This is a genomic window from Myxococcus virescens, from assembly GCF_900101905.1.
In the GTDB taxonomy this organism is placed as follows: Bacteria; Myxococcota; Myxococcia; order Myxococcales; family Myxococcaceae; genus Myxococcus; species Myxococcus virescens.
On sequence record NZ_FNAJ01000004.1, the window covers coordinates 86,702 to 111,820 of the forward strand.

19 protein-coding genes, 3 tRNA genes and 1 pseudogene are annotated in these 25,119 nt (G+C 68.0%); 14 read left to right on the forward strand and 9 right to left on the reverse strand.

What is annotated here, in order from left to right; genetic code table 11:
* The first annotated feature begins 47 nt into the window (after window positions 1–47).
* The 7 genes from BLU09_RS13820 to BLU09_RS13850 all read left to right on the forward strand — a co-directional run bounded on the left by BLU09_RS13820 (window position 48) and on the right by BLU09_RS13850 (window position 7,531).
* Window positions 48–1,136, forward strand: a complete 1,089-nt coding sequence (locus BLU09_RS13820) for an ABC transporter ATP-binding protein (protein ID WP_167371093.1) — start codon at window positions 48–50, stop codon at window positions 1,134–1,136.
* Window positions 1,133–3,313, forward strand: coding sequence for an extracellular solute-binding protein (locus BLU09_RS13825; RefSeq protein WP_090490030.1), 2,181 nt, complete (start codon window positions 1,133–1,135; stop codon window positions 3,311–3,313). The genes BLU09_RS13820 and BLU09_RS13825 overlap by 4 nt, the downstream gene beginning before the upstream one ends.
* Entirely contained in the window at window positions 3,310–4,158 is an 849-nt protein-coding gene (locus BLU09_RS13830; RefSeq protein ID WP_090490031.1) for a sugar ABC transporter permease, read from the forward strand. Before BLU09_RS13825 ends, BLU09_RS13830 begins: the two co-directional genes overlap by 4 nt.
* A 5-nt stretch (window positions 4,159–4,163) precedes the next feature.
* On the forward strand, window positions 4,164–7,055 hold the full coding sequence (locus tag BLU09_RS13835) for an IPT/TIG domain-containing protein (RefSeq protein ID WP_244171700.1): 2,892 nt from the start codon (window positions 4,164–4,166) through the stop codon (window positions 7,053–7,055).
* Between the two features lie 146 nt (window positions 7,056–7,201).
* Window positions 7,202–7,273 (forward strand) — tRNA-Val (locus BLU09_RS13840).
* A gap of 15 nt (window positions 7,274–7,288) precedes the next feature.
* Window positions 7,289–7,365, forward strand: a tRNA-Asp gene (locus BLU09_RS13845).
* 89 nt (window positions 7,366–7,454) lie between these two features.
* Window positions 7,455–7,531 (forward strand) — tRNA-Asp (locus BLU09_RS13850).
* Between the two features lie 17 nt (window positions 7,532–7,548).
* On the opposite strand, the pseudogene BLU09_RS40075 reads toward BLU09_RS13850, so the two are convergent.
* Window positions 7,549–7,701 (reverse strand): annotated as a pseudogene (locus BLU09_RS40075) (tyrosine-type recombinase/integrase); the annotation flags it as partial.
* A 40-nt stretch (window positions 7,702–7,741) separates the two neighbouring features.
* A complete protein-coding gene (locus BLU09_RS38745) occupies window positions 7,742–7,981 on the reverse strand; it encodes a hypothetical protein (RefSeq protein WP_090490033.1) in 240 nt (79 codons plus the stop codon).
* A 227-nt stretch (window positions 7,982–8,208) separates the two neighbouring features.
* Here BLU09_RS38745 and BLU09_RS13865 point away from each other — a divergent pair, with 227 nt between their 5' ends.
* The 3 genes from BLU09_RS13865 (at window position 8,209) to BLU09_RS13875 (ending at window position 10,665) form a co-directional block, all read left to right on the forward strand.
* Window positions 8,209–8,475, forward strand: a complete 267-nt coding sequence (locus tag BLU09_RS13865; protein WP_090490034.1) for a hypothetical protein — start codon at window positions 8,209–8,211, stop codon at window positions 8,473–8,475.
* Between the two features lie 518 nt (window positions 8,476–8,993).
* Window positions 8,994–9,149, forward strand: coding sequence for a hypothetical protein (locus tag BLU09_RS39360; protein WP_244171759.1), 156 nt, complete (start codon window positions 8,994–8,996; stop codon window positions 9,147–9,149).
* A gap of 178 nt (window positions 9,150–9,327) precedes the next feature.
* Window positions 9,328–10,665 carry a cytochrome B6 gene (locus tag BLU09_RS13875; protein ID WP_244171701.1) on the forward strand — a complete coding sequence of 446 codons (1,338 nt, stop codon included), beginning with the start codon at window positions 9,328–9,330 and terminating at the stop codon, window positions 10,663–10,665.
* Between the two features lie 218 nt (window positions 10,666–10,883).
* On the opposite strand, the gene BLU09_RS13880 is transcribed toward BLU09_RS13875, so the two are convergent.
* Window positions 10,884–11,852: a DUF6624 domain-containing protein gene (locus tag BLU09_RS13880; protein WP_090490036.1), complete on the reverse strand. Its 969-nt coding sequence runs from the start codon at window positions 11,850–11,852 to the stop codon at window positions 10,884–10,886.
* A gap of 298 nt (window positions 11,853–12,150) precedes the next feature.
* Between BLU09_RS13880 and BLU09_RS13885 the strand changes: the two genes are divergently transcribed.
* Window positions 12,151–13,383: a hypothetical protein gene (locus BLU09_RS13885; RefSeq protein WP_090490037.1), complete on the forward strand. Its 1,233-nt coding sequence runs from the start codon at window positions 12,151–12,153 to the stop codon at window positions 13,381–13,383.
* 5 nt (window positions 13,384–13,388) lie between these two features.
* Complete coding sequence (locus BLU09_RS38210) at window positions 13,389–13,529, forward strand: hypothetical protein (RefSeq protein WP_244171702.1); 141 nt, start codon at window positions 13,389–13,391, stop codon at window positions 13,527–13,529.
* A gap of 71 nt (window positions 13,530–13,600) precedes the next feature.
* On the opposite strand, the gene BLU09_RS13890 is transcribed toward BLU09_RS38210, so the two are convergent.
* Together BLU09_RS13890 and BLU09_RS13895 are read right to left on the reverse strand one after the other, a co-directional pair.
* On the reverse strand, window positions 13,601–14,671 hold the full coding sequence (locus tag BLU09_RS13890) for a linear amide C-N hydrolase (RefSeq protein ID WP_090490038.1): 1,071 nt from the start codon (window positions 14,669–14,671) through the stop codon (window positions 13,601–13,603).
* A 337-nt stretch (window positions 14,672–15,008) separates the two neighbouring features.
* Window positions 15,009–18,836, reverse strand: coding sequence for an Ig-like domain-containing domain (locus tag BLU09_RS13895; protein ID WP_090490039.1), 3,828 nt, complete (start codon window positions 18,834–18,836; stop codon window positions 15,009–15,011).
* A gap of 327 nt (window positions 18,837–19,163) precedes the next feature.
* Here BLU09_RS13895 and BLU09_RS13900 point away from each other — a divergent pair, with 327 nt between their 5' ends.
* Window positions 19,164–20,750 carry a serine hydrolase domain-containing protein gene (locus BLU09_RS13900; protein ID WP_090490040.1) on the forward strand — a complete coding sequence of 529 codons (1,587 nt, stop codon included), beginning with the start codon at window positions 19,164–19,166 and terminating at the stop codon, window positions 20,748–20,750.
* A 17-nt stretch (window positions 20,751–20,767) separates the two neighbouring features.
* Here BLU09_RS13900 and BLU09_RS13905 read toward each other — a convergent pair whose 3' ends face one another.
* The 4 genes from BLU09_RS13905 to BLU09_RS13925 all read right to left on the reverse strand — a co-directional run bounded on the left by BLU09_RS13905 (window position 20,768) and on the right by BLU09_RS13925 (window position 24,303).
* Window positions 20,768–22,027, reverse strand: coding sequence for an RNA polymerase sigma factor (locus BLU09_RS13905; protein WP_090490041.1), 1,260 nt, complete (start codon window positions 22,025–22,027; stop codon window positions 20,768–20,770).
* Window positions 22,027–22,428: a YciI family protein gene (locus tag BLU09_RS13910; RefSeq protein WP_090490042.1), complete on the reverse strand. Its 402-nt coding sequence runs from the start codon at window positions 22,426–22,428 to the stop codon at window positions 22,027–22,029. Before BLU09_RS13910 ends, BLU09_RS13905 begins: the two co-directional genes overlap by 1 nt.
* Window positions 22,429–22,955: 527 nt before the next feature.
* Window positions 22,956–23,417 (reverse strand): C40 family peptidase, encoded by a 462-nt coding sequence (locus BLU09_RS13920; RefSeq protein WP_090490043.1) that lies wholly within the window; start codon window positions 23,415–23,417, stop codon window positions 22,956–22,958.
* Window positions 23,418–23,465: 48 nt separating this feature from the next.
* Window positions 23,466–24,303 (reverse strand): IS5 family transposase gene (locus BLU09_RS13925; RefSeq protein WP_090490044.1). Its coding sequence is split into 2 segments (ribosomal slippage): window positions 23,466–23,961 and window positions 23,960–24,303, totalling 840 coding nucleotides; the frame shifts between segments, so codons are not numbered across the junction.
* Window positions 24,304–24,513: 210 nt separating this feature from the next.
* Here BLU09_RS13925 and BLU09_RS13930 point away from each other — a divergent pair.
* Window positions 24,514–25,080 (forward strand): OB-fold protein, encoded by a 567-nt coding sequence (locus BLU09_RS13930; protein WP_090490045.1) that lies wholly within the window; start codon window positions 24,514–24,516, stop codon window positions 25,078–25,080.
* Window positions 25,081–25,119 lie beyond the last annotated feature (39 nt).

Genomic DNA, 25,119 nt, shown 5'->3' on the forward strand with positions numbered 1-25,119 from the left:
CGGGTAAGGTGCGCGACCGTCTCCCCATCAATTTCTCCGAGCACGACTTGTCCGAAGTCACCCTGAGCGGGATCAAGAAGTCGTTTGGCCAGAACCTCATCGTGAAGGGCGTGGACCTTCAGGTGGGTGAAGGTGAATTCCTGGTGATGGTCGGCCCGTCTGGCTGCGGGAAGACGACCTTGCTGCGGCTCATCGCCGGCCTGGAACAGGTGGACGCGGGCGAGGTGCGCATTGGCGGCGCCCGGGTGAACGACGTTCCGCCTCGTGACCGAGACGTTGCAATGGTGTTCCAGTCCTATGCGCTCTACCCGCACATGACGGTGCGGGAGAATCTGGCCTTCGGCCTGACGCTCCGGAAGTTCCCCGCCGCGGAGATTGCGTCGCGCGTGCAGGAGGTGGCTGGAATGTTGGAGCTGAGCCACCTCTTGGAGCGCAAGCCCAAGGCCCTGTCCGGCGGCCAACGCCAGCGCGTGGCCATGGGGCGAGCCATCGTCCGCCGTCCCAAGGTCTTCCTTTTCGACGAGCCCCTCTCCAACCTGGACACCGCGCTCCGGGTCCAGATGCGTGGCGAGCTGGCGCGGCTGCACCGCCGGCTGGGCGCGACGATGATCTACGTCACCCACGACCAGGTGGAGGCCATGACGCTGGCCACCCGCGTGGCCGTCTTCAATGGCGGGCTCCTCCAGCAGGTGGGCCCGCCGCTGGAGCTCTACAACCGCCCCGCCAACCTGTTCGTCGCGGGGTTCCTCGGCTCCCCTTCCATGAACTTCCTGGAGGCGCGGCGCGAGGGGGCTCAGTTTACCGGCAAGGGCTTCACCCTGCCCTGTCCGGCGGACGTGACCACGGAGGAAGCCACGGTGCTGCTGGGCCTGCGTCCCCAGGATTTGCGCGTGGAGTCCCAGGGGCCCCTCACCGGCACCGTGGACGCGGTGGAGCGACTGGGCTTCGACGGGTACGCCTTCGTCAAGACAGAGGCCGGACTGGTGGCGGCTCGCTTCGACAAGGGCGTGAACGTCGCGGTGGGTGACCAGGTGCATCTGGCCCCCGTGGGGGACGCGCTGCACGTCTTCTCCCAGGACGGCGCGAAGGCGCTGCGCCATCCGGAGCAGCGCGCCGCGCTGGAGGTCGCGTCGTGAGCCGGTGGCTCGGCCTGGCGCTGCTCGCCACGGCGCTGAGCGCGCACGCAGCGCCTGCGACGGAGAAGCCACTGAAGCTGTGGCACGCGTACCGCGGCGGCGAGGAGATGGCGCTCGTCCAGGCCACGGAGCTCTTCACCTCGAAGACGGGCGTCCAGGTGGAGCTGCTCGCCCTGCCCTACGACGCCTACGCGGCCAAGCTGACCAACGCCATTCCCCATGGCGTGGGCCCGGATGTCTTCATCTTCAACCACGAGCGGCTGCGCAACTTCCACGCGATGCACCTGGTGGCTCCCGCCAGTCGCCTGGCGCGCGAGGACTACTTCCCCAACGCCGTGGAGGCGCTGGAGGTGGATGGCCAGGTGTACGGCTATCCCATGTCGCTCAAGTCGCTGGCGCTCTACGTCAACACGAAGCTCGTGCCCCAACCGCCAGAGACGACGGACGCGCTGCTGGCGATGCTGCCCGCGCTGTCAGACGCGGCCGCGGGCCGCTTCGGGCTGGCCTACGAGAGCGGCGACTTCTACTTCCACGCGGGGTTCCTCTTCGGCTTCGGCGGCGAGCTGTTCGATGCAAACGGCCGCGCGAGCTTCGACACACAGGGGATGGCCCGCTCCCTGGCCTTCGTGAAGGACCTGCAGGACCAGCGCCTCATCCCCCAGGAGGCCTCGGGCGCGCTGGTGAAGAGCCTCTTCAACGACGGCCGTGCCGCCATGATCATCAGCGGGCCGTGGTTCGCCGGGGAGATTGCCCCCCAGGTGGATTACCGCGTGGTGGGGCTGCCGACGGTGAGCACCACGAACATCCCCATCCGCCCCTTCCTGGGCGTGGAGACGGCCTACGTCTCCGCGCGCTCCGAGCGAGCGGAGCAGGCCCAGGCGCTGGCGCGCTTCATCTCCCTGGGCGAGGCCTCGCGCGTGCGGGCCATGGTGGGCCGGCAGATTCCGGCGGACGTGGCCGCGTACACGCTGAAGGAGGTGCGGGAGGACACGCTCCTCTCCTCCTTCCGCGAGGCGGCCCGCCACGCCACGCCCATGCCCAACACGCTGGAGATGGCGCGCGTCTGGGAGCCCATGAAGCTGGCGCTGCGCGCGGTGCTCCAGGGCGGAACCGCGCCCCAGGACGCGGGCGCGCTGGCGGACCGGCGCTACCGGGCGCTGCACCGCGAGCGCCCGCCCGACGCCAGTCCCATGCCCTGGCTGGGCCTGTTGGGCGCCATGGCGCTGGGCGGCTCCGTCTATGTGCTGCGGCGCCCGGCGGCGGCGCTGCCCTTCAAGCGCCGTTACCCGGATGTGGCGCAGGCGGTGGCGTACATCACCCCCGCGGCGGCCGGCGTGGCAGTGCTGGTGTTCGTCCCCTTCGCGGTGGGCCTCAGCCTGTCGCTGTTCCACCACGAGGCGGGGGAATACTCCTTCGTAGGACTGGCCAACTTCGTGGATATCCTGGCCAGCCGCGGCTACAGCATCACCGAGCCCCTCTCCTTCTATTTCACGCTGGCCGTGACACTGCTGTGGGCGGTGGTCAACGTGGTGCTCCACGTCAGCATCGGCCTGTTCCTGGCGCTGCTGTTGAAGGATCCACTGCTGAAGCTGCGGGGGGTCTACCGGGTGCTGCTCATCATCCCCTGGGCCGTGCCCAACTACATCACCGCGCTCATGTGGAAGGGCATGTTCCACCGGCAGTTCGGCGCCATCAACGGCCTGCTGGTCGCCCTGGACCTGGAGCCGGTGAGCTGGTTCACCCGCTTCTCCACGGCCTTCGCGGCCAACGTGGCCACCAACACCTGGCTGGGCTTCCCCTTCATGATGGTGGTGGCGCTGGGCGCGCTCCAGTCCATCCCCCAGGAACTCTACGAAGCCGCGGAGGTGGACGGCGCGAGCAAGTGGACGCAGTTCCGCCGCATCACCCTGCCGCTGCTGAGGCCCGCCATGCTACCGGCCGTCATCCTGGGCAGTGTGTGGACCTTCAACATGTTCAACATCATCTACCTCGTGTCTGGCGGTGAGCCGGGCGGCGGCACCGACATCCTGGTGTCGGAGGCCTACCGTTGGGCCTTCCAGCGCAACGAGCAGTACGGCTTCGCGGCGGCGTACTCGGTCCTCATCTTCGTGGTGCTGCTGGTCTGGTCCGCCTTCACCAGGCGATTGATGCGGTCGTCCTCGGAGGTGATGGGATGAACCGCCCCTCGCGCTTGAAGATGGCCGCCATCCACGCCGGGCTGACGCTGCTGTGCATGGCCACGCTCTACCCGGTGCTCTGGGTGGTGAAGATGGCGCTGTCGCCCACGGACGGGCTGGCGCTCACCGCCAACCCCTTCCCCGAAACCGTCACGCTGGAGCACTTCCGGCAGGTGCTCTCCGGCACGGACGCGGCGGGGCGGTGGGTGTTCGGCCGGCAGCTCCTGGCGAGTATCGTCGTGGCGGGCGCCACCACGCTGGTGGGCCTGACGCTGGCGGTGTCCGCGGCCTACGCGCTGTCGCGCTTCCGCTTCCCCGGCAAGGAAGGCGGGATGCAAGCGCTGCTGGTGACGCAGATGTTCCCGGCGACGCTGATGATGGTGCCCATCTACAGCATCCTCCAGAAGCTGCACCTGCTGGACAGCCTCACGGGGCTCGTCCTGGTCTACGCCACCACCGCCCTGCCCTTCTGCATCTGGAACCTCAAGGGCTACTTCGACACGCTGCCGCGCGAGCTGGAAGAAGCGGCGGTGATGGACGGCGCCTCCACCTTCCAGGTGTTCGTGCGCGTGGTGCTCCCGCTGGCCCGGCCCGCGCTGGCCGTGACGGCGCTCTTCTCCTTCATGACGGCGTGGAACGAGTTCATCCTCGCCGCCACGCTGCTCAATGATCCGTCCCGCTTCACCCTGCCCGTCGCGCTCCAGCGCTTCGTCGGCGAGCACAAGGTGGAGTGGGGCAAGTTCGCCGCGGGCGCGCTCATCGTCTCCGCGCCGGTCATGGCGTTGTTCTTCGCGCTTCAGAAACACCTCGTCGGCGGTTTGACCGCTGGCGGCGTCAAGGGGTGATGTCGATGTCGTCTCGCTGTCTCCGTGCCCTCGTCCTCGTCCTGCCGCTGCTGGTCGTCGCTTGTGATGGCGACTCAGACGGAGGACCTGCTCCCAGCGACAACGCGCCCGTCGTGCGGGAGGTCCAGCCCTCGGGCGGCCCCGTCTCGGGCCACACCCTCATCAACGTCTACGGCGCCGGCTTCAAGGAAGGCGCGAAGCTCTACTTCGGCCAGCAGGAGGCCCTGCGAGTGGTGGTGGTCAACACCCACCGCATCTATGGCTACACCCCCACCGCCACCTCCGGCGTGGTGGACGTGCGCGTGGTGAACCCGGACAGCGCTCACGGCACCCTGGTGGGCGGCTTCACGTTCGAAGGCGCGCCGGTGGCGAACATCGAACAGGCCGAAGTGCTCAACGGCAACGTGGACGCGGTCAGCAACGGACAGCCGGTGGGCACCACCGTGCGCGGCGCCGTCACCGTGACCGGCATCACCCGTGGCACCGGCCAGGGCGGCGGCACCCGCGCGCAGGTGGGCTTCGCCCTGGCGGACGCGGAGCTGCTCAACCCGGACAGCTACACCTGGGAAGAGGCCAGCTACGAGGGTGACTCGGGCAGCCGCGAGGCGGACATCTACCAGGGCACCGTGCTGCTCCAGCCGACCATCAGCGGTGAGCGCCGTGAGTGGGTCGTCACCATGCGCTTCTCCATCGACAACGGCGCCACGTGGGTGATGGCGGACGGCGATGGCAGCGCCAACGGCGTGTCGGAGGACATGCTGCGCCGGGTGTTCATCTCCCGGCCGCGCGTGGACTACTGCAAGCTGGGCCCCGACAACAACCCCGGGCCGGTCAACGTCTTCTACCGGCCGGGCGACACCGCGCGCATCAAGGTGGCCGGCCAGGTGTACGCGGCGGGCGTCACGCAGGGCGGTGGCGCGGGCTCGGGCCTGGTGGCGCAGCTCGGCTACGGTCCGGCGGACTCGGACCCGCGCAGCGACAGCGGCTGGACGTGGGTGAACGCCACGTACAAGACGGACCACGGCAACAACGATGAGTGGGAGGCCGACCTGCCCAACCCGGGCACCGTGGGCATCTGGCGAATCGCCTACCGCTTCAGCATCAGCGAGAACGTGTGGCGCTTCTGCGACGCGGACGGCGTCAACGACAGCGACGAGGGCAACCTGACCTTCAGCCTGTCCAAGCTGGGGACGCTCACCGTGGGCGACGAGGCGCCGAAGCCGGCGGTGACGTGGTGCAAGATTGGCCTCGACCAGACGCCGCCGGAGGCCATCAACTACACGACGACACAGACGTCGGGCCTGAAGACGGTGTACGCCCAGGTCAACCTGCCGGGCGTGACGGACCGCGAAGGCGCAGGGCCAGGCCTGGCGGGCCAGCTCGGCTGGGGTCCCGTGGGTGAGGACCCGCGCACCTCGTCGCTGTGGAACTGGTCAGCCCAGCTGACCTTCGACAAGGACAACTTCGAGGTGAACGACCAGTGGAAGGGCACGCTGCCCAACCCGACCCTCAACGGCGAGTACCGCTACGCGGTGCGCTTCAACCACGACGGCGGCCCCATCCGCGTGTGCGACGGCGACGGCGTGGACGACGGCGGTCAGAACTTCGAGATGGACCAGCTCGGCACGCTCAACGTGACGGGCCAGCCCGTCATCCCGCGCGTCATCGGCTACTGCAAGCTGGGACCGGATGGGAACGACACGCCGCAGTCGCTGGCGTACACCACCGCGGATGCGGCCAGCCACGTCATCATCGCGTACGTCAACGTGGCGGGCCTCACCAACACCACCACAGGCGAAGTCGAGGACATCGTGGGCCAACTCGGCTGGGGACCCGCCGGAGAGAACCCAGCCACATCCCCGCAGTGGGACTGGTCCACGACGGCCCAGTTCAAGGGCGACTTCTGGGACAACGACGAGTACGAGGCCACGTTGCCCAACCCGGGCGTGGTGGGCAGCTACCGGTTCGCCTACCGCTTCCAGGTGAACGGCGGCGAGTTCCTCTACTGCGACGCGGACGGCAACAGCAGCGGCCCGGACGGATTCAATGCGGACCTGACGGGCAGCCTGGCGGTGAGCATGGCCCCGGATCCCGAGCCGACGGACAGCTACTGCCGCCTGCAGAGCGTGAGCGGCACGACGGTGGGCAGCGGCGACATCGTCACCGTGGTGGGCCGGGTGCACATCCCGGGCGTCACCGCGGGCGAGGGCCCGGGCGCCAACGTCCAGGTGCAGGTGGGCGTGGGCGCCGCAGACACCAACGCGTCCACCCAGGCGGACGCGTTCACATGGAAGGCCGCGGAGTACACCAGCGAGGCCGACGGTGAGGCGGACACGGATGAGTTCTCCACCACCGTGACGCCGGCCTACACCGGCGACCGTGCAGTCAGCCTGCGCTACACCACGGACGGCACCACGTGGACGTACTGCGACAAGGACGGCAGCAACGTGGGTGGGTACACGCTGGGCGAGCAGCACGCCCTCACGGTGGGCAACCACACGGGGATTGGCTACTGCAACCTCCAGTGGCCCTTTGAGATCGCGGCGGGCGCCGAGGGTGACCCGCGAATCGTCTACGGCCAGCTACACGTGGACGGTGTCACGCCCGGCAGCGGCCAGGGCGCTGGCGTCGTCGCAGAGCTCGGCTACGGCCCCGCGAGCAGCGATCCGGGCATCTCGGGTTGGACGTGGGTGACAGCCACGTACCTCAGTGACGAGGGCAACAACGACCAGTACTCCGTAAGCCTGCCGGAGGGAGTGTCGGTCGGGACGTCCTACGCGTACCGCTACTCGCTCAACGGCGGGCCGTTCTGCTACGGCGACCGGAACGACCGGGGCGGCAGCGGAAACACCGGTAACGGCTTCCAGGGTGGGGACCTCGGCACGGTCATCCCGTAGCCACATGGCCAACCCACTGGCCGCCCGGCTCCCCACCAGGGCCTGGGCGGCCTTGCGGAATGATCGGACCTGCTGAAGCGTATGCTTGACAGTGTCGGATGAGGCCGATAAAAGCCCGCCTCACCGAAGCGCGGCGGACGCCTGACGGGCGGATAGCTCAGCGGTAGAGCGGCGCCCTTACAAGGCGATGGTCACAGGTTCAATCCCTGTTCCGCCCACTGTCGTACCGATGTGGGGAGTTAGTTCAGTTGGTTAGAACGCCGGCCTGTCACGCCGGAGGCCACGGGTTCAAGTCCCGTACTCCTCGCCACCAAGAAGGGCCCGGAATCGCAAGGTTCCGGGCCCTTCGCCTTTTAGTGAGAGGCTCGGTTTTTGGCCCTGCCGCTCGCAGCCCCATCTGGGGAGTTAGTTCAGTTGGTTAGAACGCCGGCCTGTCACGCCGGAGGCCACGGGTTCAAGTCCCGTACTCCTCGCCACTAAAAGCCCAGCAATCCTACGGGGTTGCTGGGCTTTTGTTTTTCCTCCGTACCGTCATGTGCCCCTCCGGCGTGGCTAGCCCGGTGGTCGCGTGTCCCATCAACTCCTGGATGACCTTGAGGGGGACGCCGCGCATCGCGAGGTGGCTCCCATAGGTGTGGCGCAGGTCTGTACCGCACCGTTTTTTTGAGACGCCGAGTTGGTCGTAATCAGGCGACCTGTTTGTGCATCAGCTCCCGCTGGGCCTGACTCGGCGATAGGAAGTGGTGGCGCTCCAGCAGCCAGTGCGCGTTGTACCGGTGAGCCCACTCCAGCAGGGCCAAGCTGAAGCACGGGATGTGTCCGAAGCCGCCGCCCACCTGCGCGAGGAACTGGCCGTGGAGACGAGCGAGCCCGGAACCCCGGCCTGGAGCGAAGGCCTCCAGCGCCGGCGCGGGTGCGTCTTCCACGTGGACTACGGTGGGCTAATGCAGCCTCGTGTCCTCCGGTGAGCAAGGCCCTGTCACGGACGCGCTGCTCACCGCGCGGGCCTGGCCCTGAGCAATGCGCCTACCGTCGAAGTGGATGAAGTGTCGGCGGAGGCTCCTCTGCGATGGGTCATTCTGACTCCAAGGAGGGTTGAGCTCACCCCACACGGTCAGGTAGACGACAGATTCCCCTTGGGTTCGGAGGAACCTTGTTCAAGTCGATGATCCTGGCGGTTGCGGTGTTGGGACTGACGGCATGTGGCAGCGATGACTCGGAGCAGAGCGCCGAGTGCAAGAAGTACCTGGCCTGCATCAAGGCCACGACCCCCGAGATTCAGGCCACCGCCGAAGTGACCTACGGCGCCGACGGTTCCTGCTGGCAGAACGACGAGACGGCCAGGGTCTGCACTGCCGCGTGCACCGACGGCCTGACGCAGCTCCGGGGCCAGCACCCCGACGAGTCCGCCTGCAAGTAGGACGGAGCCCTGTCAGGGCACACTGGCCGCGCACACGTTGCGCGGTCAGGTGCAGGACTTCAGCCCAGCAGCTTGAACGTCTCGTAGGCAATCACCATCCGCTGCACCTCGCTGGTGCCCTGGTAGAACGCATAAGAGGGCTGGGGGCCCTGTTAAGGGGAGGGAGGGCGCAGGGGGGCCGAGGACGGGCCCGCCCGAGTGATGCTCCCGTGCGGTGGACAGGCCGCTTGAGCCCCTTGGGGTACACGCCTGCCCAGACCGCGCTCCCTTCAGGTGCCTCCACTCCTCACGCTGGCGAACACCTCGAAGTCGAACGTCCTCCGGAGCAACTCTGCGTATGTCCACTCGCGGTGTCCTCTCCTTCAGCCGCTCGTTCCTGGCCGCTGCCTCACGCCCCGCGCTCGCCTCCTGCGCTCCTGCTTGAGGGAGTGTGCGCACGCAGGGCGGAGAGCCCCTGACGCTCACATTGTCAGGAGGGCCTGCTGTGGCTCACCTGCGAAGGGGACGTGAAGGACCACGTGCTGCGACAGGGCGCCCCCCTGCACCTGACGCGCGCCGGGCCCGTGGTGGTCCAGACACTGAGCGCCTCTCACTTCTGCCTGGCACGACGTGCCTCCGTGCGCGCGCCGTGCACACCGCCGGCTGCGCAGGCATGGACCCGCGCCAACGTATGAACTGGCCAACGGTTCGCCCCCGGTTCGGACAAACACCCGCCGCAATTGAATACCTTGCCCGAACAGCAGAGCACCATTCCGGGTGAAGGCAGACCCGAGGAGGACTTGCATGAAGCCGCAGGGGGGAATCCCACACATCGCTGTCGCAGTCATGGGCCTTTTCATGATGGACACAGGCATGTCCCACGCCCAGGAAGTGCAGCGGCGGGGTAGCACCAGCTACATGCCCGTGGCCCAGACGGAGCCCTTCGCTGACGTCATGGCGCGGATGAAGGCGGAGAAGCCCAAAATCACCGCGCGCCACCAGCAGCTCCTCGAACGCCGCTATGACCTGGGAAACCGTCCGGCCCGGGGCGTCACCATGTCCCGGGGGAAAGCCGTCCAGGAAGGCGTGCGGGTGAAGCTCCCGCAGGGCGTGACCTGGGAGTCCCTCGCCGCCATGAGCCCGGAGGCGATTCGAGACAGGGGGCTCTTCCCCGCGGGCTTCATGCCATTGCCCCACCCGAATCATCCGGAAGGCGGCATGGTCTTCCCCAAGTTCCACATCGATGAAATCAAGCGGCAGGAAGGGAGGGACCTCACACGGTTCGACCTCGACTTCGACTTGCCGGACCACCTGCTGCCGGAGTTCCCGCCGCCCATCTTCCTCACCACGCGCCCGGACCTGGGGGATGTCTCGCAGGGGAAGCTGGTGACCATCATGAACGTCCAGGAGCTGTTCAACGGCATCCTGAATCCGAAGCAACTGGAAGGCCTCCGGCTGCTCGTCACGCCCTTTCCCCAGCAGCAGTTCAATCAGACCGCCGACCGCCGCTCCGAACTGCCCAGCCGGGGCGTGAGCTGCTTCGACTGTCACGTCAACGGCCACTCCAATGGCGCCACGCACCTGGTGGGCGACATCCGGCCCCAGGAGTTCCGCCACCGCATCGATACGCCGACGCTCCGCGGGGTGAACATCCAGCGCCTGTTCGGCTCACAGCGGGCCCTGAAGACCGTGGAGGACTTCACCGAGTTCGAGCAGCGCGCGGCGTACTTCGATGGGGACCCGGTCATCGCGACGAAGAAAGGGGTCAACATTCTCGAGCGGGGCAGCCAGGTACACTTCATGGCGGAGGTCCAGGCCCTCCTCGACTTCCCGCCGGCCCCCAAGCTCCGCTTCGACGGGAAGCTGGACCCGAAGAAGGCCACCCAGCAGGAGATGCGCGGACAGACGCTCTTCTTCGGCAAGGCGCAGTGCTCCGTGTGCCACCTCCCGCCGTATTACACAGACAACCTGATGCACAACCTGCAGGCGGAGCGCTTCTACAAGCCCCGGCTGGTGAACGGCGCGGTGATGGGCGCCGATGGCCCCATCAAGACGTTCCCCCTGCGAGGCATCAAGGACTCTCCGCCCTATCTCCATGATGGGCGGCTCATGACGCTGGAGGACACGGTGGAGTTCTTCAACCTCGTGCTGGAGACCCGGCTCAACGCGCAGGAGAAGAAGGACCTGGTCGCGTTCATGCGCACGCTCTGACACGCGCGCGGCAAGCTTGCCTCGGGCGCACGAGCGGCACCCTTCCGCCGAGCCACACGCGGCTGGGCGGGAGGGCGCCGGACGTCCACCTCCGTCCAGCGCTGCCGTTGCTGGCGCGCAAGCGTCTCGTGCCCGCGAAGCATTGCATGACAGCAGATGAATGACGCAGCGCCTGGCGGCCGCCCCCCTCGGCGCGGCCGCCATCAGCCCCCCGCGGCTCAGGGCTTCTGCTGGGTGGCCGCGGCCTTCATCCGCTCGAAGGCCGCGATGTACTCCTCCAGCGTATCGAGCCCCACGGCGGCGCGCCGCTCATTCACCTTCTCGGGGTCCTCCAGCGCCTTGGGCACCGTCTTTCCATCCACCTCCTCCAACTGGGTGGCGTAGCGCTGCGGCTTGCCGGTATTCACCAGCACCCGGTCCGTGAGGTACGCGAGCTCCTTCGCGGAGCCCTCCCCTCGCGCCACGGCCTTCTCCAGCATCGGAAGGACCTCGCTCTGGAAGGCCACATCCTGGTCCGCGTGCTGCACCAGCAACCACGCGGCGAAGGTACCGCGCCGGCCCACCAGCGCGCTTCCCGGCCAGCCATGCTTCGCGATGACGCCCTTGAGCCAGGTGGTGTTGCGCGCATCGACGTCCTTCAGCTTCGCCTTGGCGGCCTCATCCTGGAAGTTCGAGGCGATGAGGGCACTGCGCGCCTCCTGGTCCTCTTCCATGCGCTTGAGCAACTCGTCCCGCAGCACAGGGTCCGCGGCCTCGTACTGCTTCGCCTCGGCGGCGATGACTCGCTGCTCCAGCGCCGCGTAGCCGGGAAGGCTCCGGACGTTGCTCAGGTCAGGGTCCTTCTGGAGGTGCTTCGCGTCATCGAAGCCTTCCTCCACGGCGCGCTCCAGCCAGACCAGCGCCTCCTCGCGCTCCGCCAGCAAGGACGCCGCGCAGGCCGCATTGTAGGCCAGGTTCCTGCTGCGCACCCCGCCTTCCCAAGCGCTTCGGAACAGGGGAAGGGCGCGTGCGTTGTCGCCTTTCATGGCCAGTCCGGATGCCTCGGAGGCAGCCGCTTTCGCTTCGGGCGTGGCGACGGGCTTTGGCGCCGCGGGCTTCGTGGCCGAGGCGGCTTCCGGCGCGGCGCCACCACCGTGGGTACATGCAACCAGGTTCAGCGCGGCAAGCAGGGCGATGATGCGACGCATGACACTCCAGGGGTATGGGGATGAACGCTGGCAGTGTAGGCAATCTCTTCAAGACTCCAAACGCCCAGGCGTACCATTCAATCCGGTCTGAAACCGTCTTCCCGCGCGAGCAGGTTGCGATTGCCTCGCGTCGATTCGTCTCAATACCTCTCTACACGCGGTTCTTCTCCCTGGCTGTCACCCCACGCACTCCGAGCGACGCGGGAGCGGCACGGGATTCGCCGTGCCGCCCGTCCGGCTCGCTCCGTGCTATAGGCCGCACCGCTCGGCGGTAGGCACCCGAGGGGGAAAACAGAGGATGTCTGAGCGGCACATCGAGATGTTCTGGCGTTGTTCGAGCTGCAACCACCGCAACCTCGGCCGCTACATGGTGTGCCAGGGCTGCAAGAACGCCAAGGACGGCAGCGAGCAGTATGAGATGCCGGAGGACACCGCGTCCGCCGTCACGGTGACCGACGAGGCCCTGCTGAGGATGGCCACCGCCGGTCCCAACTGGCGATGCGCCTATTGCGAGAGCGACCAGCGGGCCCTGGACGGCGGCTGCAAGCACTGCGGCGCGTCCGCCGTCGAAGGCTCGATTCCCGCCGAGCCCACGCGCCCCACCCCAGACGAGAAGAAGGGGGCGAAGAGCAACAGGCGCCTGGGCTGCTACATCCTCTTCATCATCGCGTTCTTCGGCTGCTGCTGTCCCATGTGGATGTCCTCCGGCAAGAAGGGGACCGCCCCCGCGACGGCGGCCACGACGGAGCCGGAGAGGACGCGGACGCTCCAGGTCAAGGAGGTCTCCTGGGAGCACACGGTGAGCGTGGAGCGCTACCGCCTGGTGGATGACGAGGGCTTCGAGGAGGACCGGCCAGAAGGCGCCCTCCTGGTGAAGGCGCAGGGCAAGCGCCACCACCATGACGACCAGGTGCTCGCCGGCTACACGACCGTCCGCTACACGGAGCGCGTCCAGCGGGGCTTCACCACGGAGACCTACCGCGCCAAGGAGGCTTGCGGTGAGGACTGCACCACGACGCCCAAGAAGTGCAGCGAGCAGTGCACCAGCAACAGGAACGGCTTCGCGACCTGCAAGACGACCTGCACCGGAGGAGATCGGAGCTGCACCACCCGGTACTGCTCCGTGACGAAGACGCGCAAGGAGCCGCGCTACGTGGACGAGCAGCGCTCACGCCAGGAGCCGCACTACCGGAGCGTGCCGCGCCAGGCGACCTGGTACACCTGGAAGGAGTGGCGCTGGATGCACGACCGGGACGTGAAGGCGAACGGCACCACGCTCGAGGCGCGCTGGCCCACCGACGCCGAGCTGCGGCCCGCCAAGGCCTTGCGCAAGGGCGAGAAGGAACGAAACGCGCGCGACGCGCGGTACAGCGTGGTCTTCCACGGCGACGACCAGCCCGCCATCACCTACACCCCCGAAACACTCGAGGAGTTCCAGCGCTTCGCGCCCGGCAGCACGCATACCCTCCAGCAGGAGCAGGGCAAGGTCTCCGTCGTGCCCCAGACGCCCCCGGCGCAGGCCACCCCGTGACCTGCGTGCCGCTCTCAAACGCGAAGTGCAATCGCGGGCCACGCCATGTCGAGGTCTCACAGGTGTACCGCCTGGACGAGGCGGGCCGGGCGCTCGAAGCCGTGGGCCGTCACCACCTGGGCACGCTCGCGCTTCGCATCCACTGAGCGGCGGCGAGGCCGGGTACCCGTTTGCAGCCAGGTGCCCGGCCCCGCGCCACGGAGGGGGAGTCAGTGACTCAGCTCGCCAGCTGCTTGTTGGCGTCGAGCTGCGAATCCACCGGGGAGATGGCGAGCGTCTTGCCATCCGCCTTCTTGAAGTCGACCGTGCGCAGGTCCAGCGTCTGCAGCCCCAGGCTGTCGTAGGTCCGGACGCCGAACGTGCGGTTCGTGAGGTCCTTCACGACGACCCACTGGGTGTAGTCGAGAGAGTCCTTGCCCGTGGCCTCGTTCAAGTCGCGGCTGGTGCCGTAGGGGATGTCGACGGTGTTGAGCAGGTGCAGCGCCAGGGAGCGGGCCTCGGCCGCGTTCTTGGGCTTCTCGGAGAACTCACGGAGGTAGACGGCCCGGACGAACCGGGAGGGGGGCGTGGAGTCGCCGGGAATCCCGAAGAGGCCGCTGCCGCAGCCGTGAGGCGCGAAGGTGCCGGTTCCCAGCTTCACGGGCGTGGCGCCACGGGACGACAGCCTCGCGTAGTTCTTGAGGTTCTCCAGGTGGTCCGGGAAGGTCGGGTGGTTGGTCAGGACGGCAACGGGGTTGTGCATGTTCAGCGGCGAGTTGTCATGACCCGTCGACGCGTACAGGAACATCTGCCGGTCGGTGAACTCGACGACCATGCTGTTGCCCTTCGCGTCGTGGAGGGCGAAGTGGAGCGGGATCTTGCTCGACATCCAGTCGCTGTGCCACAGCTCGGCGTCGCCGTTCGCCAGGGCCTCCTTCACCGCGTCCACGGTGGCGAAGTTACCCACGGCCCACTCCACGAAGAGCTCGGGCGCCAGTCCCCGGGACGGGTCCTTGGCGGCCTGGGGATACGTGGACGTGGGCATCCACAGCGCTCCGGCGGAGAGGCCTTCCGAGTTCATCGCATCGCCGATGACGGTGACGCCATAGAGCGTGACGGTGAGGCCGACGTAGTCGAACTTCGTCGTCCACTTGAGGCCATGCAGGTGCGTGAGGGAACCAGGAGACTGGACCGTATGCCCCTTGGCGTGGAACCGGAACTTGGAGCCGAGGTCGACGCCGAACTCCATGCTGCGGCCAACCACGACAGCGCTCGAGTCCTCGGTCGCGACCAGAAAATCAGTGCACATGTGAAACGTCCTCGTTGATGCCTTCGCACCATGCGAAGGTCTGGTGTAGGGGGGCAGTGCTTCACCAGAGCAGGACGCGTGCCACCTGCGCCTCGCGGATGGTTCGAGTCATTCCACGGCTTTGCGTCCGATGGGTCTGCTTGCGATGGGGCGTGTTGACGCGTCTGCGGGGGCTCGTGACACGTCAACGCCGGGGCCCGCGAGGCACCCCGGCGTGATGCGTGTTTCCTCTTGGGACCGCCTCACCTCCCCCAGGTGAAGCACCCGGCTCCGGACTTCGGGCCACGAGGACGGAGCGGGAACACATCCACCGCCCCCTCCTCATGGACTCAGGCCCTCACAGGGCCGTGCTGGCGTGCAGCGCGAGCACACCCTGCTGCACGGGCTGGCGCCACGTGACGCGGTAGGTGTCCGCCACGAAGTCCCACGTCACACTCCCCGCCTGGACGGGGAAGTCTCCCTGCGCGGGCGAGGCCCCCGTCCAGAAAGAGCGCGTGCCCGACGCGTAGGACAGCGCCAGGTTCACCGGCGTATCGAACGCGGCTCCCGTCGCCAGGCCGCAGCCCTTCGCGTCACAGCGCAGGCTGCCCGCCCAATAGGGACGGCTGACATCCGTCGCCTCTTTCAGCCACTCCGTCCCGCTCCACCGCCACCAGCTCTTGTCGGTGTGCATCCGGAACCCGCTCGGAGCCGCCGCGAGCACACCTTGGCCGTCCTCCGGCGACTTGACGATGTTCTGGCCGGACCAGGCGATGCCGTTGTGGAAGATGTAGCGGAACTCGTCGTCGAAGGGCGCCATCAACATCACCGAGTTGCCCGCCGCGACGAACTCGTAGACGTCACTGGGCATGACCGGGGCCGCGATGGGCTGCCACACGCCCGCGGTGTGGATGCTCATGTTCAGGTAGAGCTCATTGCGCTGCGTCGACAGCGCGAAGGACTCACCCACCGTGACCAGCCGCGTGTTGTACCAACGCGCCTCCTGGAACACCCTCGGGATGAGGGTCGCCAGGTCCCGCCACGCCACCCCATCCACGCTCCGCGCTCCGCGAATCTCCCACTCGCCCCACACCGCCATGAAGCCGCTGGGGCCATGCACCAGCGCCAGGTCCGGGTCCGTGGCCGCCACGCTGTCCAACAGTTGCGGCGCCCCCACCACCCCCGCCTCGGAGGACACCACCCAGATGTCCATCAGGTCCGCCTGCGTGGACGGCTGGAGATACGCCACCACCACCCCGTTGTCGTCCACCGCCACGCGGACCTTCGTGCCCCCCGGCCCCACACGCACCGGCTCCATCCACACCGTCCCGTCGAACTCCGCCAGGAAGAGACTCCACGCCCCCGCGTCGAACTGCTCCCACGCGGCGGCCCCATGCCCGTCGGACTCGAAGTGGACGGCTGCGTTCCGCACGCTGCCGACGAGCGCCGGCGTCACCAGCTCAAGCCCCGAGTCCCACTGGCCGCCTCCCAGATAGCCGCGCACCACGAGCCGCCCCGGCTGAATGAAGAGCGCACCCGCGCGAGCCCCCACCGGCACCAACACCGAGGAAGTCGCCTCCCGGCCACGAAGCTGGACGCTCGGCTGCCACCCCTGCGACGTGAGCGCCGCGCCCCAGATTTCAGCCGTGGACGACGGCTGGGTCTTCTGCATCAGGACCAGCAGGTCATCCCCCGACGCCCGCACGTCGAGCACGCTGCTCAACCCCGACGCGACCACGGCCTTCGAGGTCGAGCTCCATGAGCTTCCCGTCTGCGAGACGGCGCGCACCAGCGTGGCGCTGTTGATACCGGTCCACAACGCGACGTAGTTGCCTCGGTGGGGCACCACCGCCCAGATGTCGCGAACCGCCAGGTTGTCCAACAGCGATGGGGCCTGCCATGCCCCGTTCGCGCGCACCGACGCGAAAAGCCCGCCCGTATCGCCGAGGACCGCCGTGATGGTGCTGCCATCCGAGGCGATGCGCAGGCTCGTCATCTGCTCGGTCGTGATGAGCTCCCCCAACCCCCACTCGCGCGTGTCCCGGTTGAAGAGCGCGAACTCCACCCCCTGGTTGGACACCCACGCCCGCCCGAAGCTGTCCCCCACGCGGATGTACTGCGCGTCCACCGGGGACGACACCGTGGACTCCAGCCACCGCACCCCGTCGAACACGACCGAGACCTCCAACGTCGTGCTCCGCCCCGACGACACCAGCACCCGGTCTCCATTCTGCAGGAGGGACACGGGCGACCCCAGGTTCGAAGCCGTGAAGACCTCCGACCACTGCGTCCCAGCATGGACCCGGAAGGTCTTCCCATTGACGGCATAGAGATGATTCCCCACCCCGAACAGCCGACCGCTGATGCCGGGCGTCACGGGCGTGAAGGCCGCCCCATCGAAGAGCGCGACGGCGCCCCCCGCGAGCGAGCGGTCCGACCAGCCCACCACGAAGCGCTCGCCCCACGCGGACACCTGCGGCGCCAGCGTCATCGAGCGTCCCTCCCCCACCAGGACGGAGTCCCCGAAGCCCGAGCCGCTGTCGAAGGCCGCGCGGACCTGGATGGCCGTCCCCGTGTCCTCGTTCCACACGGCCAGCGTCCCCCGGGGGCCCGTGGCGAACACGGGCATCCCCGGCTGACCGGGACGCCCCGCGCTCACCCTCACTCCGGGAGCCACCGTGCGCACCATGTACGTGTGCGGCGAGGCGAGGCCCGCCCCCTGCGGCGTCTGCACGTCCTTCACCGTCACCGTGTAGTTCGTGGCGGGCGCGAAGGGCGGCACGGGCCGGAACACCACCGTGTTCGTGGAGGACTCGTAGTTGACCAGCCCCGTGACGCCCTCGACGCCCACCGTCCGCGCGTTGACGGTGGCCGGGTCCAGCGGCCGGTCGAAGCTCACGCGCAGCGGGCTCCCCAGCGGCACGAAGCGCGCGTCCGGAGCCGGCGTCGCATCACGCACCAGCGGCGGAGAGGGCTCCAGCTCCGTGACGAAGTGGAAGCCGTCGAACAGCGCCAGCACGTTGCCCGCGAGGTCCTCCACGGCGCTGACCCGCCCCCGGTAGCGCGTCTGGTATTTCAGCGGCTCTTTCGGCGTGAAGGCGGCGTGGAGCTTCGCGTCGTCGTAGCGCAGCGTGCCCGGAACCCGGCGGACCACCTGCGTGCCGTCGGTGTTCAGCTCCTCCAGGTAGACGCGGTCCGGCGTGACGCTCTCCGGCCGGAGTGGCTCACTGAAGTGGACGATGATGGGCGCATAGCGCGCGGCCACCCCCACCGACGTGGCCTCCGGCAGCGTCTCCTGCACCCGCGGCGCGGTGGTGTCGCGCGATGCCGTCACAACGAACGAGAACGCGTGCGCCTGCGTGAGCGCATTGCCCGCCAGGTCCTTCGCCCCCGTGGAGAGTGTCCCGGTGACGAGCGCCCCCGGCGCGGGCAAAGGACTGACACGGAAGGACACCGACTGGCTCGGAGCATCGTAGGAGATGACACCCGTGAGCGGCGCCGCGGGGTTCGACCCCAGCGCCTGCTCGAACCGGAGCGTGTCACCGGTGAGCGTGCGCGGGTCCATCGGCTCTCGGAATGAGAGCGTGTACACCGGCCAGGTCGGCGACACGCCACTCTCACCACTGCCGGGCCGCGTGGCCAGCACCTCCGGCGGCGACGTGTCCGCCTCCAGCCCCACCGTGAAGACCGATTGGTAGGGCGCCGGCAGGGACTTGCCCGACACCAGACGCAGCGCCGTGGAGACGCCCACCGTCACCAACGTATCCGCCGCGAAGGGACGCCCTGGCGTGAAGGTCAGCGTGCGCGTGACGGGGTCATGCGTCACCGTTCCCGCCACCGCGACGCCGTTCTCCGACACCGTGAGGACCTCCGCGCTCACGGTGGTGACATCGAGCGCCTCGGCGAACCCCACGATGACTCGCGCGTTGCGTGGGACGGCTTCCGCGTTCGACGCGGGCAGCACGTAGCCGATGAAGCCCACGCCATCCGACGTCTGCGTCCCACCGTCCGAAGGGCCACCATCGGGCGTGGGCTCGTGGCCCCCATCCGGTCCGCCCGCATCGGGCTCGCCCGCGGCATCCGGCGGTGAATTTCCATCAGGCTCGCTGTTCTTACAGCCAGGGACGAATGCCCAGAGGCCGAGGACGGCCAGGGCGCATCGCAGCCAGGAGAGTTTCAAGGTCATAGGGGAGTTCGCGAGACAAACACACCACGAGGTCGCACGTCCTCGCGTGCATTCAGAGCCCCCGGTGCGTCAGGGGCCGGATGTCGGCGGTGCTTCGACGCGGACCTGGGCCGTGCGCGCCCATCCCACGGGTGCTGACTGCATCGACATACGCCATAGCCTTGTCATCGCGTGGCGTAAACGCTTGATTCCAGAACAGATGTATCCCGAGTGTCTGACGTTCCTCCGGCCCGTGAAGGCGCCCGTGGAGGGGGCCCTGGCAATCACCTCATGCAAGACGCGTAGGGTCTCTGTCGCCCACCGCGCAGGTGCCCCAGGGAGTCTTCCATGCGTCGCATACCCACATCCCGTCCCGTCTGCATGACCCTCACGGGGCTCTCGGCCGTCGTCCTGCTCACTGGAGCGGACACGCGCAAGCCCACCACCCAGTGGATGGCCCGCCCCTCCGAGGCCGCCCGAATCACCCGCGTGGAGCAGGGCTTCCCCTCCATCCCCATCCCCGGCGAGAAGCCCCGCCACCTGTCCCTCCAGGAGTGGATGACCCTGTATGAAATCCCCGGCCTGAGCATCGCCGTGTTCGACCGGGGCTCGCTCGCCTGGGCCAAGGGCTACGGCGTGAAGGAGGCCGGAGGCACCGCGCCCGTCACCCTCGACACCCTCTTCCAGGCCGCGTCCATCAGCAAGCCGGTGGCCGCCCTCGCGGCGATGCACCATGCCGAGAAGCGCAAGTGGTCGCTCGACGAGGACATCAACGCCAGACTCACCTCCTGGAAGCTGCCGGACAACGCGTTCACCCGCGAGCAGAAGGTCACCCTGCGCCGGCTGCTCTCCCACAGCGCCGGGACGACGGTGCACGGCTTCCCCGGCTACGCGGCCCAGGCGCCCGTTCCCACGCTGCAACAACTCCTGGATGGCGAGCAGCCCGCCAACTCCGCCCCCGTCCGCGTGGACACGGTGCCCGGCACCCTGACGCGCTACAGCGGCGGCGGCACCTCCATCGTCCAGCAGATGCTCACGGACCAGCTCCAGAAGCCATTCGCCCAAATCATGAAGGAGGCGGTGCTGGCGCCGCTCGGCCTGAAGCACAGCACCTACGAGCAGCCGCTGCCCAAGGCCCTGGAGCCCCTTGCCGCCGTCGGCGCGCGCTCGGGCGGAAAGAACCTGGAAGGACGCTGGCACATCTATCCGGAGCAAGCCGCGGCCGGCCTGTGGACCACGCCGTCGGACCTCGCCCGCATCGCGATGGAGGTCTCCAAGGCCACCCAGGGCAAGTCCCAGCGCGTGGTGTCCCAGGCCATGGCGAAGCAGATGCTCACGCGCCAGTCCCAGGCCTTCGGCATCGGCTTCCATCTCCCGCCGGGACAGGCGTGGTTCGGACACGGCGGCTCGAACGCGGGCTACCGCTCGCTCCTCGTCGCCTTCGCCGAGACGGGCAGCGGCGTGGCCATCATGTCCAACTCGGATGACGGCGGGCTCCTCTTCGACCGCATCGTCGCCAGCGTGGCGACCGAGTACGGCTGGAAGGGAATCACCCACAACCTGGAGAACGCCTTCATGACGACGGACCTCCTCGTCCGGACGAAGGGCGTGGACACCGCCGTCTCCTGGTTCACCGCGCACAAGCGCTCGGCCCCCGCGGAGGAGAAGGTCACCGCGGACATCCTCAACGTCATCGGCTACGCACGGCTGAACAAGGGCCAGGTCGCCGACGCGGTGAAGCTGTTCGAGGCGAACGCGTCTCTCTTCCCCGAGGACGCCAACACCCACGACAGCCTGGGCGAGGGCTACGCGGCGGCCGGCCGGAAGGACGAGGCCATCTCCCGCTACAAGAAGTCGCTGGAGCTGAACCCGAAGAACGACAACGCCGTGAAGAAGCTGCGCGAGCTCGGCGCGGCGTCGGCCACGGCGAAGTAGCGCGCGGCGCTCAGGGACTACGCCATCTCGTCGCTCAGCCGCGCGGCCTGGGTCAGCAGGTAGTCGCGCTCGGGCAGGCTCGTGGTGCGCTCGGCCGCCTTCCGGTAGTGGACCACCGCCGCGACCGTCTTCCCCGCGCGCTCCAGCAGGTGCGCGCGCACCGCGTCGAGCCGGTGGTTCCCCTCCAGCCGGCCCTCCCTGGCCAGCCCCTCCAGCAGCGACAGCCCGGCCCGCGGCCCGTGCACCATCGCCGTCGCGATGGCGTGGTTGAGCGCCACCATCGGGTTGTCCATCAGCCCCATCAGCACTTCGTAGAGCGCCAGCACCTGCGGCCAGTCCGTGTCCTCCGCGCGCGACGCCTCGTCATGCACCGCCGCGATGGCCGCCTGCACCTGGTACATCCCCACCGAGCCCCTCGACAGCGTCGCGGAGATGAGCGCGATGCCCTCCGCAATCATCCCCGCGTCCCACAGGCTCCGGTCCTGCGCGTCGAGCGGAATCAGCTCACCCGCGGGCCCCGTCCTCGCTGCCCTCCGCGCGTCCGTGAGCAGCATCAGCGCCAACAGCCCCGCCACCTCGCCGTCCTCCGGCAGCAGCGTGTGCAACATCCGCGTCAGCCGAATCGCCTCGCCCGACAGGTCCGTGCGATGCAACTCCGGCCCCGAGGTGGCCGTGTAGCCCTCGTTGAAGATGAGGTAGAGCACGTGCAGCACCGCGCCCAGCCGCTGCGCGCTCTCCTCCGGCGTGGGCTTCTGGAACGGCACCCCGGAGCTCTTGATGCTCTGCTTGGCCCGGCTGATGCGCTGGGCCATGGTCGCCTCGGGCACGAGGAAGGCCTTGGCGATTTCCGCCGTCGTCAACCCGCCCACCGCGCGCAAGGTCAGCGCGATGGCCGACGCCGTGGACAGCGCCGGGTGACAGCACATGAACAGCAGCACGAGCGCGTCATCCCGGCCCGCCAGCTCGTCGCCATCCAGGGACATCACGAGCTGGAGCTCCGGCGGCACCAAACTGACCACCAGCTCCTCACGGTGGCGGCGCGCGGTCTCCGCGCGCACGTGGTCCGTGATTCGCCGCGAAGCGACCTGAATCAGCCAGGCGCGCGGGTCGTCCGGCACGCCCTCGCGAGGCCACTGCAAGGCCGCCGCGAGCAGCGCTTCCTGCACCGCGTCCTCCGAGGCTCCGAAGTCCCGAAACCGCCGGATGACCGCGCCGAGCACCCGCGGCGCGTGCTCGCGCAACAGGTGCTCCATGCGAATGTCCCTCGGCTCCGTCATCACATCAGGTCGGGCGGAGGACCGCTCATCACCTGGCGGACCTCGATGGGCATGTTCATCGGCTTGCCGCCGAGCCCAGGCGCCGCCGATGCCTCCGCGGCGATGGCGTAGGCCCGCTCCGGGCTGTCCACCTCGATAATCCAGTAGCCCGCGAGGAACTCCTTCGACTCCGGGAACACGCCATCGGTGATGGGCTTGCCGTCCGCGCCCGCGCGCACGCGCCTGGCCTGGTCCGGCCCCGCCAGCCCCTCGGCCGCCACCAGCTCCCCCGTCTCCCCGAGCTTCGTCGCGAAGCCCGCCATGAACGCGATGTGCGCCTGGAGGTCCTTCTTCGGCCAGCTCATCACCTGGTACGGACCGCCGCTCGGGGTGTTCATCATCAGCATGTACTTCATCTTCATGGTGGCTCTCTCTTCTCTGGGCCTCCGCGCCCCGGCATTGGGTGCGCGTTCATTGGGATGTCGGAGCCACGCGCGAGGTCTCGACATCGCCCCGTGAAGATTATCGGCGGGCCTCGCAAGTCAGCGGAACAACTGTGTTCTTCCGCTCCGGGGGCCGCCTGCGACGCGCCGCATTATCGGCGGAATTTCAGAGGACCTTGCCCGGACGCAACCCCCTTGGCTTGGGGTACACGCCTGCCCAGACCGCGCTCCCTTCAGGTGCGTACCAGGGGCCTGGACCTCTTGGCACCTCTTGAGCTTCAACACCCTGCGGCCTGGGGTGGCCCTCGTGCCGGGGCCGACCTCGCACATCCCGTGGGCATGCCCAGGTGCTCCTGAATTGTCCGCCCCCGGGGCCCCTTCACGTACGCCAAGACCCTTGAGCCTGCCTCCACGCCTCACGCAGGCGAACACCTCGACGTCGAACGTCCTCCGGAGCAACTCTGCGAAAATCCACTCGCGGTGTCCTCTCCTTCCTGGCCGCTGCCTCAAACCCCGCGCTCGCCTCCTCCGCACGTGCTTGAGAAGTAGTCGCGGATGAGGCTGAAGCAGTCCAGGACGCCGTGGCTGAAGGGACGGCCCACCAGCAGCGGCTGGTATCCGGTGGGGTGCCACAGCCGCCAGTATCCCAAAGGGACGTTGACGATGAGCCAGGGCAGCCCCCAGCGCTCCACGCTGACGCGGTCCGTCTCGCTCGGCTCCGGGGCGGCGTTGGGGTGGGAGTGCACCACCGCCAGCACCTCCCCTTCCGCCTCCGCTCCCGCGTAGCCCTCCGGGTGGATGATGAAGTGGGCCTGCCCTTCGGCCTGTTTACGGCAGGGCACGTACCGCTGCTCGCCGGCTGCGGCCACCACGAGGCCGCAGGACTCGCGAGGGTACTCGCGCCTAGCGTCAGCAAGAGCGACATCGACGAGATGATTCAAGGGCCCCAGCGAGGACGACACGCTCATCCCGCCGATGGTCGCGATGGGAGGGGACTAAAGGGTGTTGTCGCCCCCTCATGGAGGAGCGAGTCGTCGCAGCAGGAGCGCTGTCATGGCCAGCCAGATGAAAGCCTCGCTGGAGGCGGGCTTCTGCTCGTAGTCTTTGCTGAGGCGGCGAAAGAGATTGAGCCAGCCAAAGGTACGTTCCACGACCCAGCGGCGCTCCACCACCATGAAGCCACGAGGAAGCGGTGGCCGCTCAATCTCAGGGGGTAGACCGTCCCAACGCTGCCGCCCCTCGTTGGGACGACGGACGATGTCCACTTCCCATCCGCACTTATCCTCCAGCCAGCACTTGCACCGGCCCGTGTAGCCCGAGTCCACCCAAAGCTTCCGCGTCCGTGGGAAGTCTTCCTTGGACTTGCGGCCCAGCAGCAACTGCGCGCCGTCCCTATCCTGGACGTTCGCTGGATGGACGCGCAGCGCGTGAACGAGGCCTTCGGTATCCACCAACAAGTGGCGCTTGCGGCCCTTTATCTTCTTGCCACCGTCATGACTGGCGGCCCCCCTTTTCCGTCGTCTTCACGGCCTGACTGTCCAGCACGCCTGCACTGGGATGGGCATTGCGTCCTAACCGGTAGCGTGTCTCCGCGCGCAGGGCTGCGTGGATGCGCTCGAGTAGCCCGGCGTCACGCCAACGTCGAAAGCAGCTGTACACCGTGTCCCGCGGTGGAAAGTCGTGCGGCAACATCCTCCAGGAGATAGCTCCCCTCGTGACGTACAGGAGGGCATCGAGAATGCGCCGACGTGGATGGAGGGGTGGCCGACCGCTCCGTCGGTAGAAGTCCTCCAGCAACGGCTCAACCAACCGCCACTGCTCGCCCGTAAGGCCTGATGGATAGCTCTTCTCCATGTCCTCACGGTGATCACCGCGCCGAGGCTCGACAACACCCTCTTAATCCAACTCGAGGACACCGCACCCCGGCGTTCCTACGGCAGGCAAGGCGCCCAACCATGACTGGGGTGAATCCAACCCACGCCTTGCAGGTGGTCGTGCAAAACACCTAGAAGTGCAGCCCTACTCCAGCATCGTCCGGTTGGACGTGCACATGAGGGGGAAACAATGGCAATGGTGAAGTGCAAGCAGTGCGGGAATGACGTTGCAAGCAACGCTGCCGCTTGCCCGAAGTGCGGTGCGCCGCCACCGCGCGGCATGTCGGCGCTCAAGGTGACGTTCCTCGTCCTGGGCGGCGTCTTCTCCCTTTGCTTCTTCGGCACGTGCATGGCGGGCGCGATCGGAGCTGCGAACAAGGGGACGAACCGGAGTGGAGCGAGCTCCGAAGGAACTAGCGCGGCGACGAACCGCCCCCCACCGAAGGACGTAGAACTCCGGTCCCTTCTCTCTGAGTACTCTGACAACGAAGTTCGCGCGGATTCGAACTTCAAGGACCACGTCATCCAAACGGCTGGCATCGTGGACGACGTGAAGAAGGACATCATGAACTCCGTCTACATCACCGTCGGAACCGGCCGGCAGTTCGAGATTCCCCAGGTCCAGTGCTACGTCGCCGACGACCACGTAAACAAGGCAGCGAATCTCTCCAAAGGCTCGCGCGTCAAAGTCCGCGGCCGGGTGCAAGGACTCATGATGAACGTCCTCGTGCGCGACTGCGAAATCGTCGACCTCTAACCTCGTCGTGACTGCCCGTCCGCACGGGCGTCAGCGCAG

Coding starts and splice junctions, on each gene's coding strand:
- BLU09_RS13830 (WP_090490031.1), top strand. CDS start 3,310: ATGAACCGCCCCTCGCGCTTGAAGATGGCCGCCATCCACGCCGGGCTG.
- BLU09_RS13835 (WP_244171700.1), top strand. CDS start 4,164: ATGTCGTCTCGCTGTCTCCGTGCCCTCGTCCTCGTCCTGCCGCTGCTG.
- BLU09_RS13875 (WP_244171701.1), top strand. CDS start 9,328: ATGTCCCACGCCCAGGAAGTGCAGCGGCGGGGTAGCACCAGCTACATG.
- BLU09_RS13880 (WP_090490036.1), bottom strand. CDS start 11,852: ATGCGTCGCATCATCGCCCTGCTTGCCGCGCTGAACCTGGTTGCATGT.
- BLU09_RS13885 (WP_090490037.1), top strand. CDS start 12,151: ATGTCTGAGCGGCACATCGAGATGTTCTGGCGTTGTTCGAGCTGCAAC.
- BLU09_RS13890 (WP_090490038.1), bottom strand. CDS start 14,671: ATGTGCACTGATTTTCTGGTCGCGACCGAGGACTCGAGCGCTGTCGTG.
- BLU09_RS13895 (WP_090490039.1), bottom strand. CDS start 18,836: ATGACCTTGAAACTCTCCTGGCTGCGATGCGCCCTGGCCGTCCTCGGC.
- BLU09_RS13900 (WP_090490040.1), top strand. CDS start 19,164: ATGCGTCGCATACCCACATCCCGTCCCGTCTGCATGACCCTCACGGGG.
- BLU09_RS13905 (WP_090490041.1), bottom strand. CDS start 22,027: ATGACGGAGCCGAGGGACATTCGCATGGAGCACCTGTTGCGCGAGCAC.
- BLU09_RS13910 (WP_090490042.1), bottom strand. CDS start 22,428: ATGAAGATGAAGTACATGCTGATGATGAACACCCCGAGCGGCGGTCCG.
- BLU09_RS13920 (WP_090490043.1), bottom strand. CDS start 23,417: ATGAGCGTGTCGTCCTCGCTGGGGCCCTTGAATCATCTCGTCGATGTC.
- BLU09_RS13930 (WP_090490045.1), top strand. CDS start 24,514: ATGGCAATGGTGAAGTGCAAGCAGTGCGGGAATGACGTTGCAAGCAAC.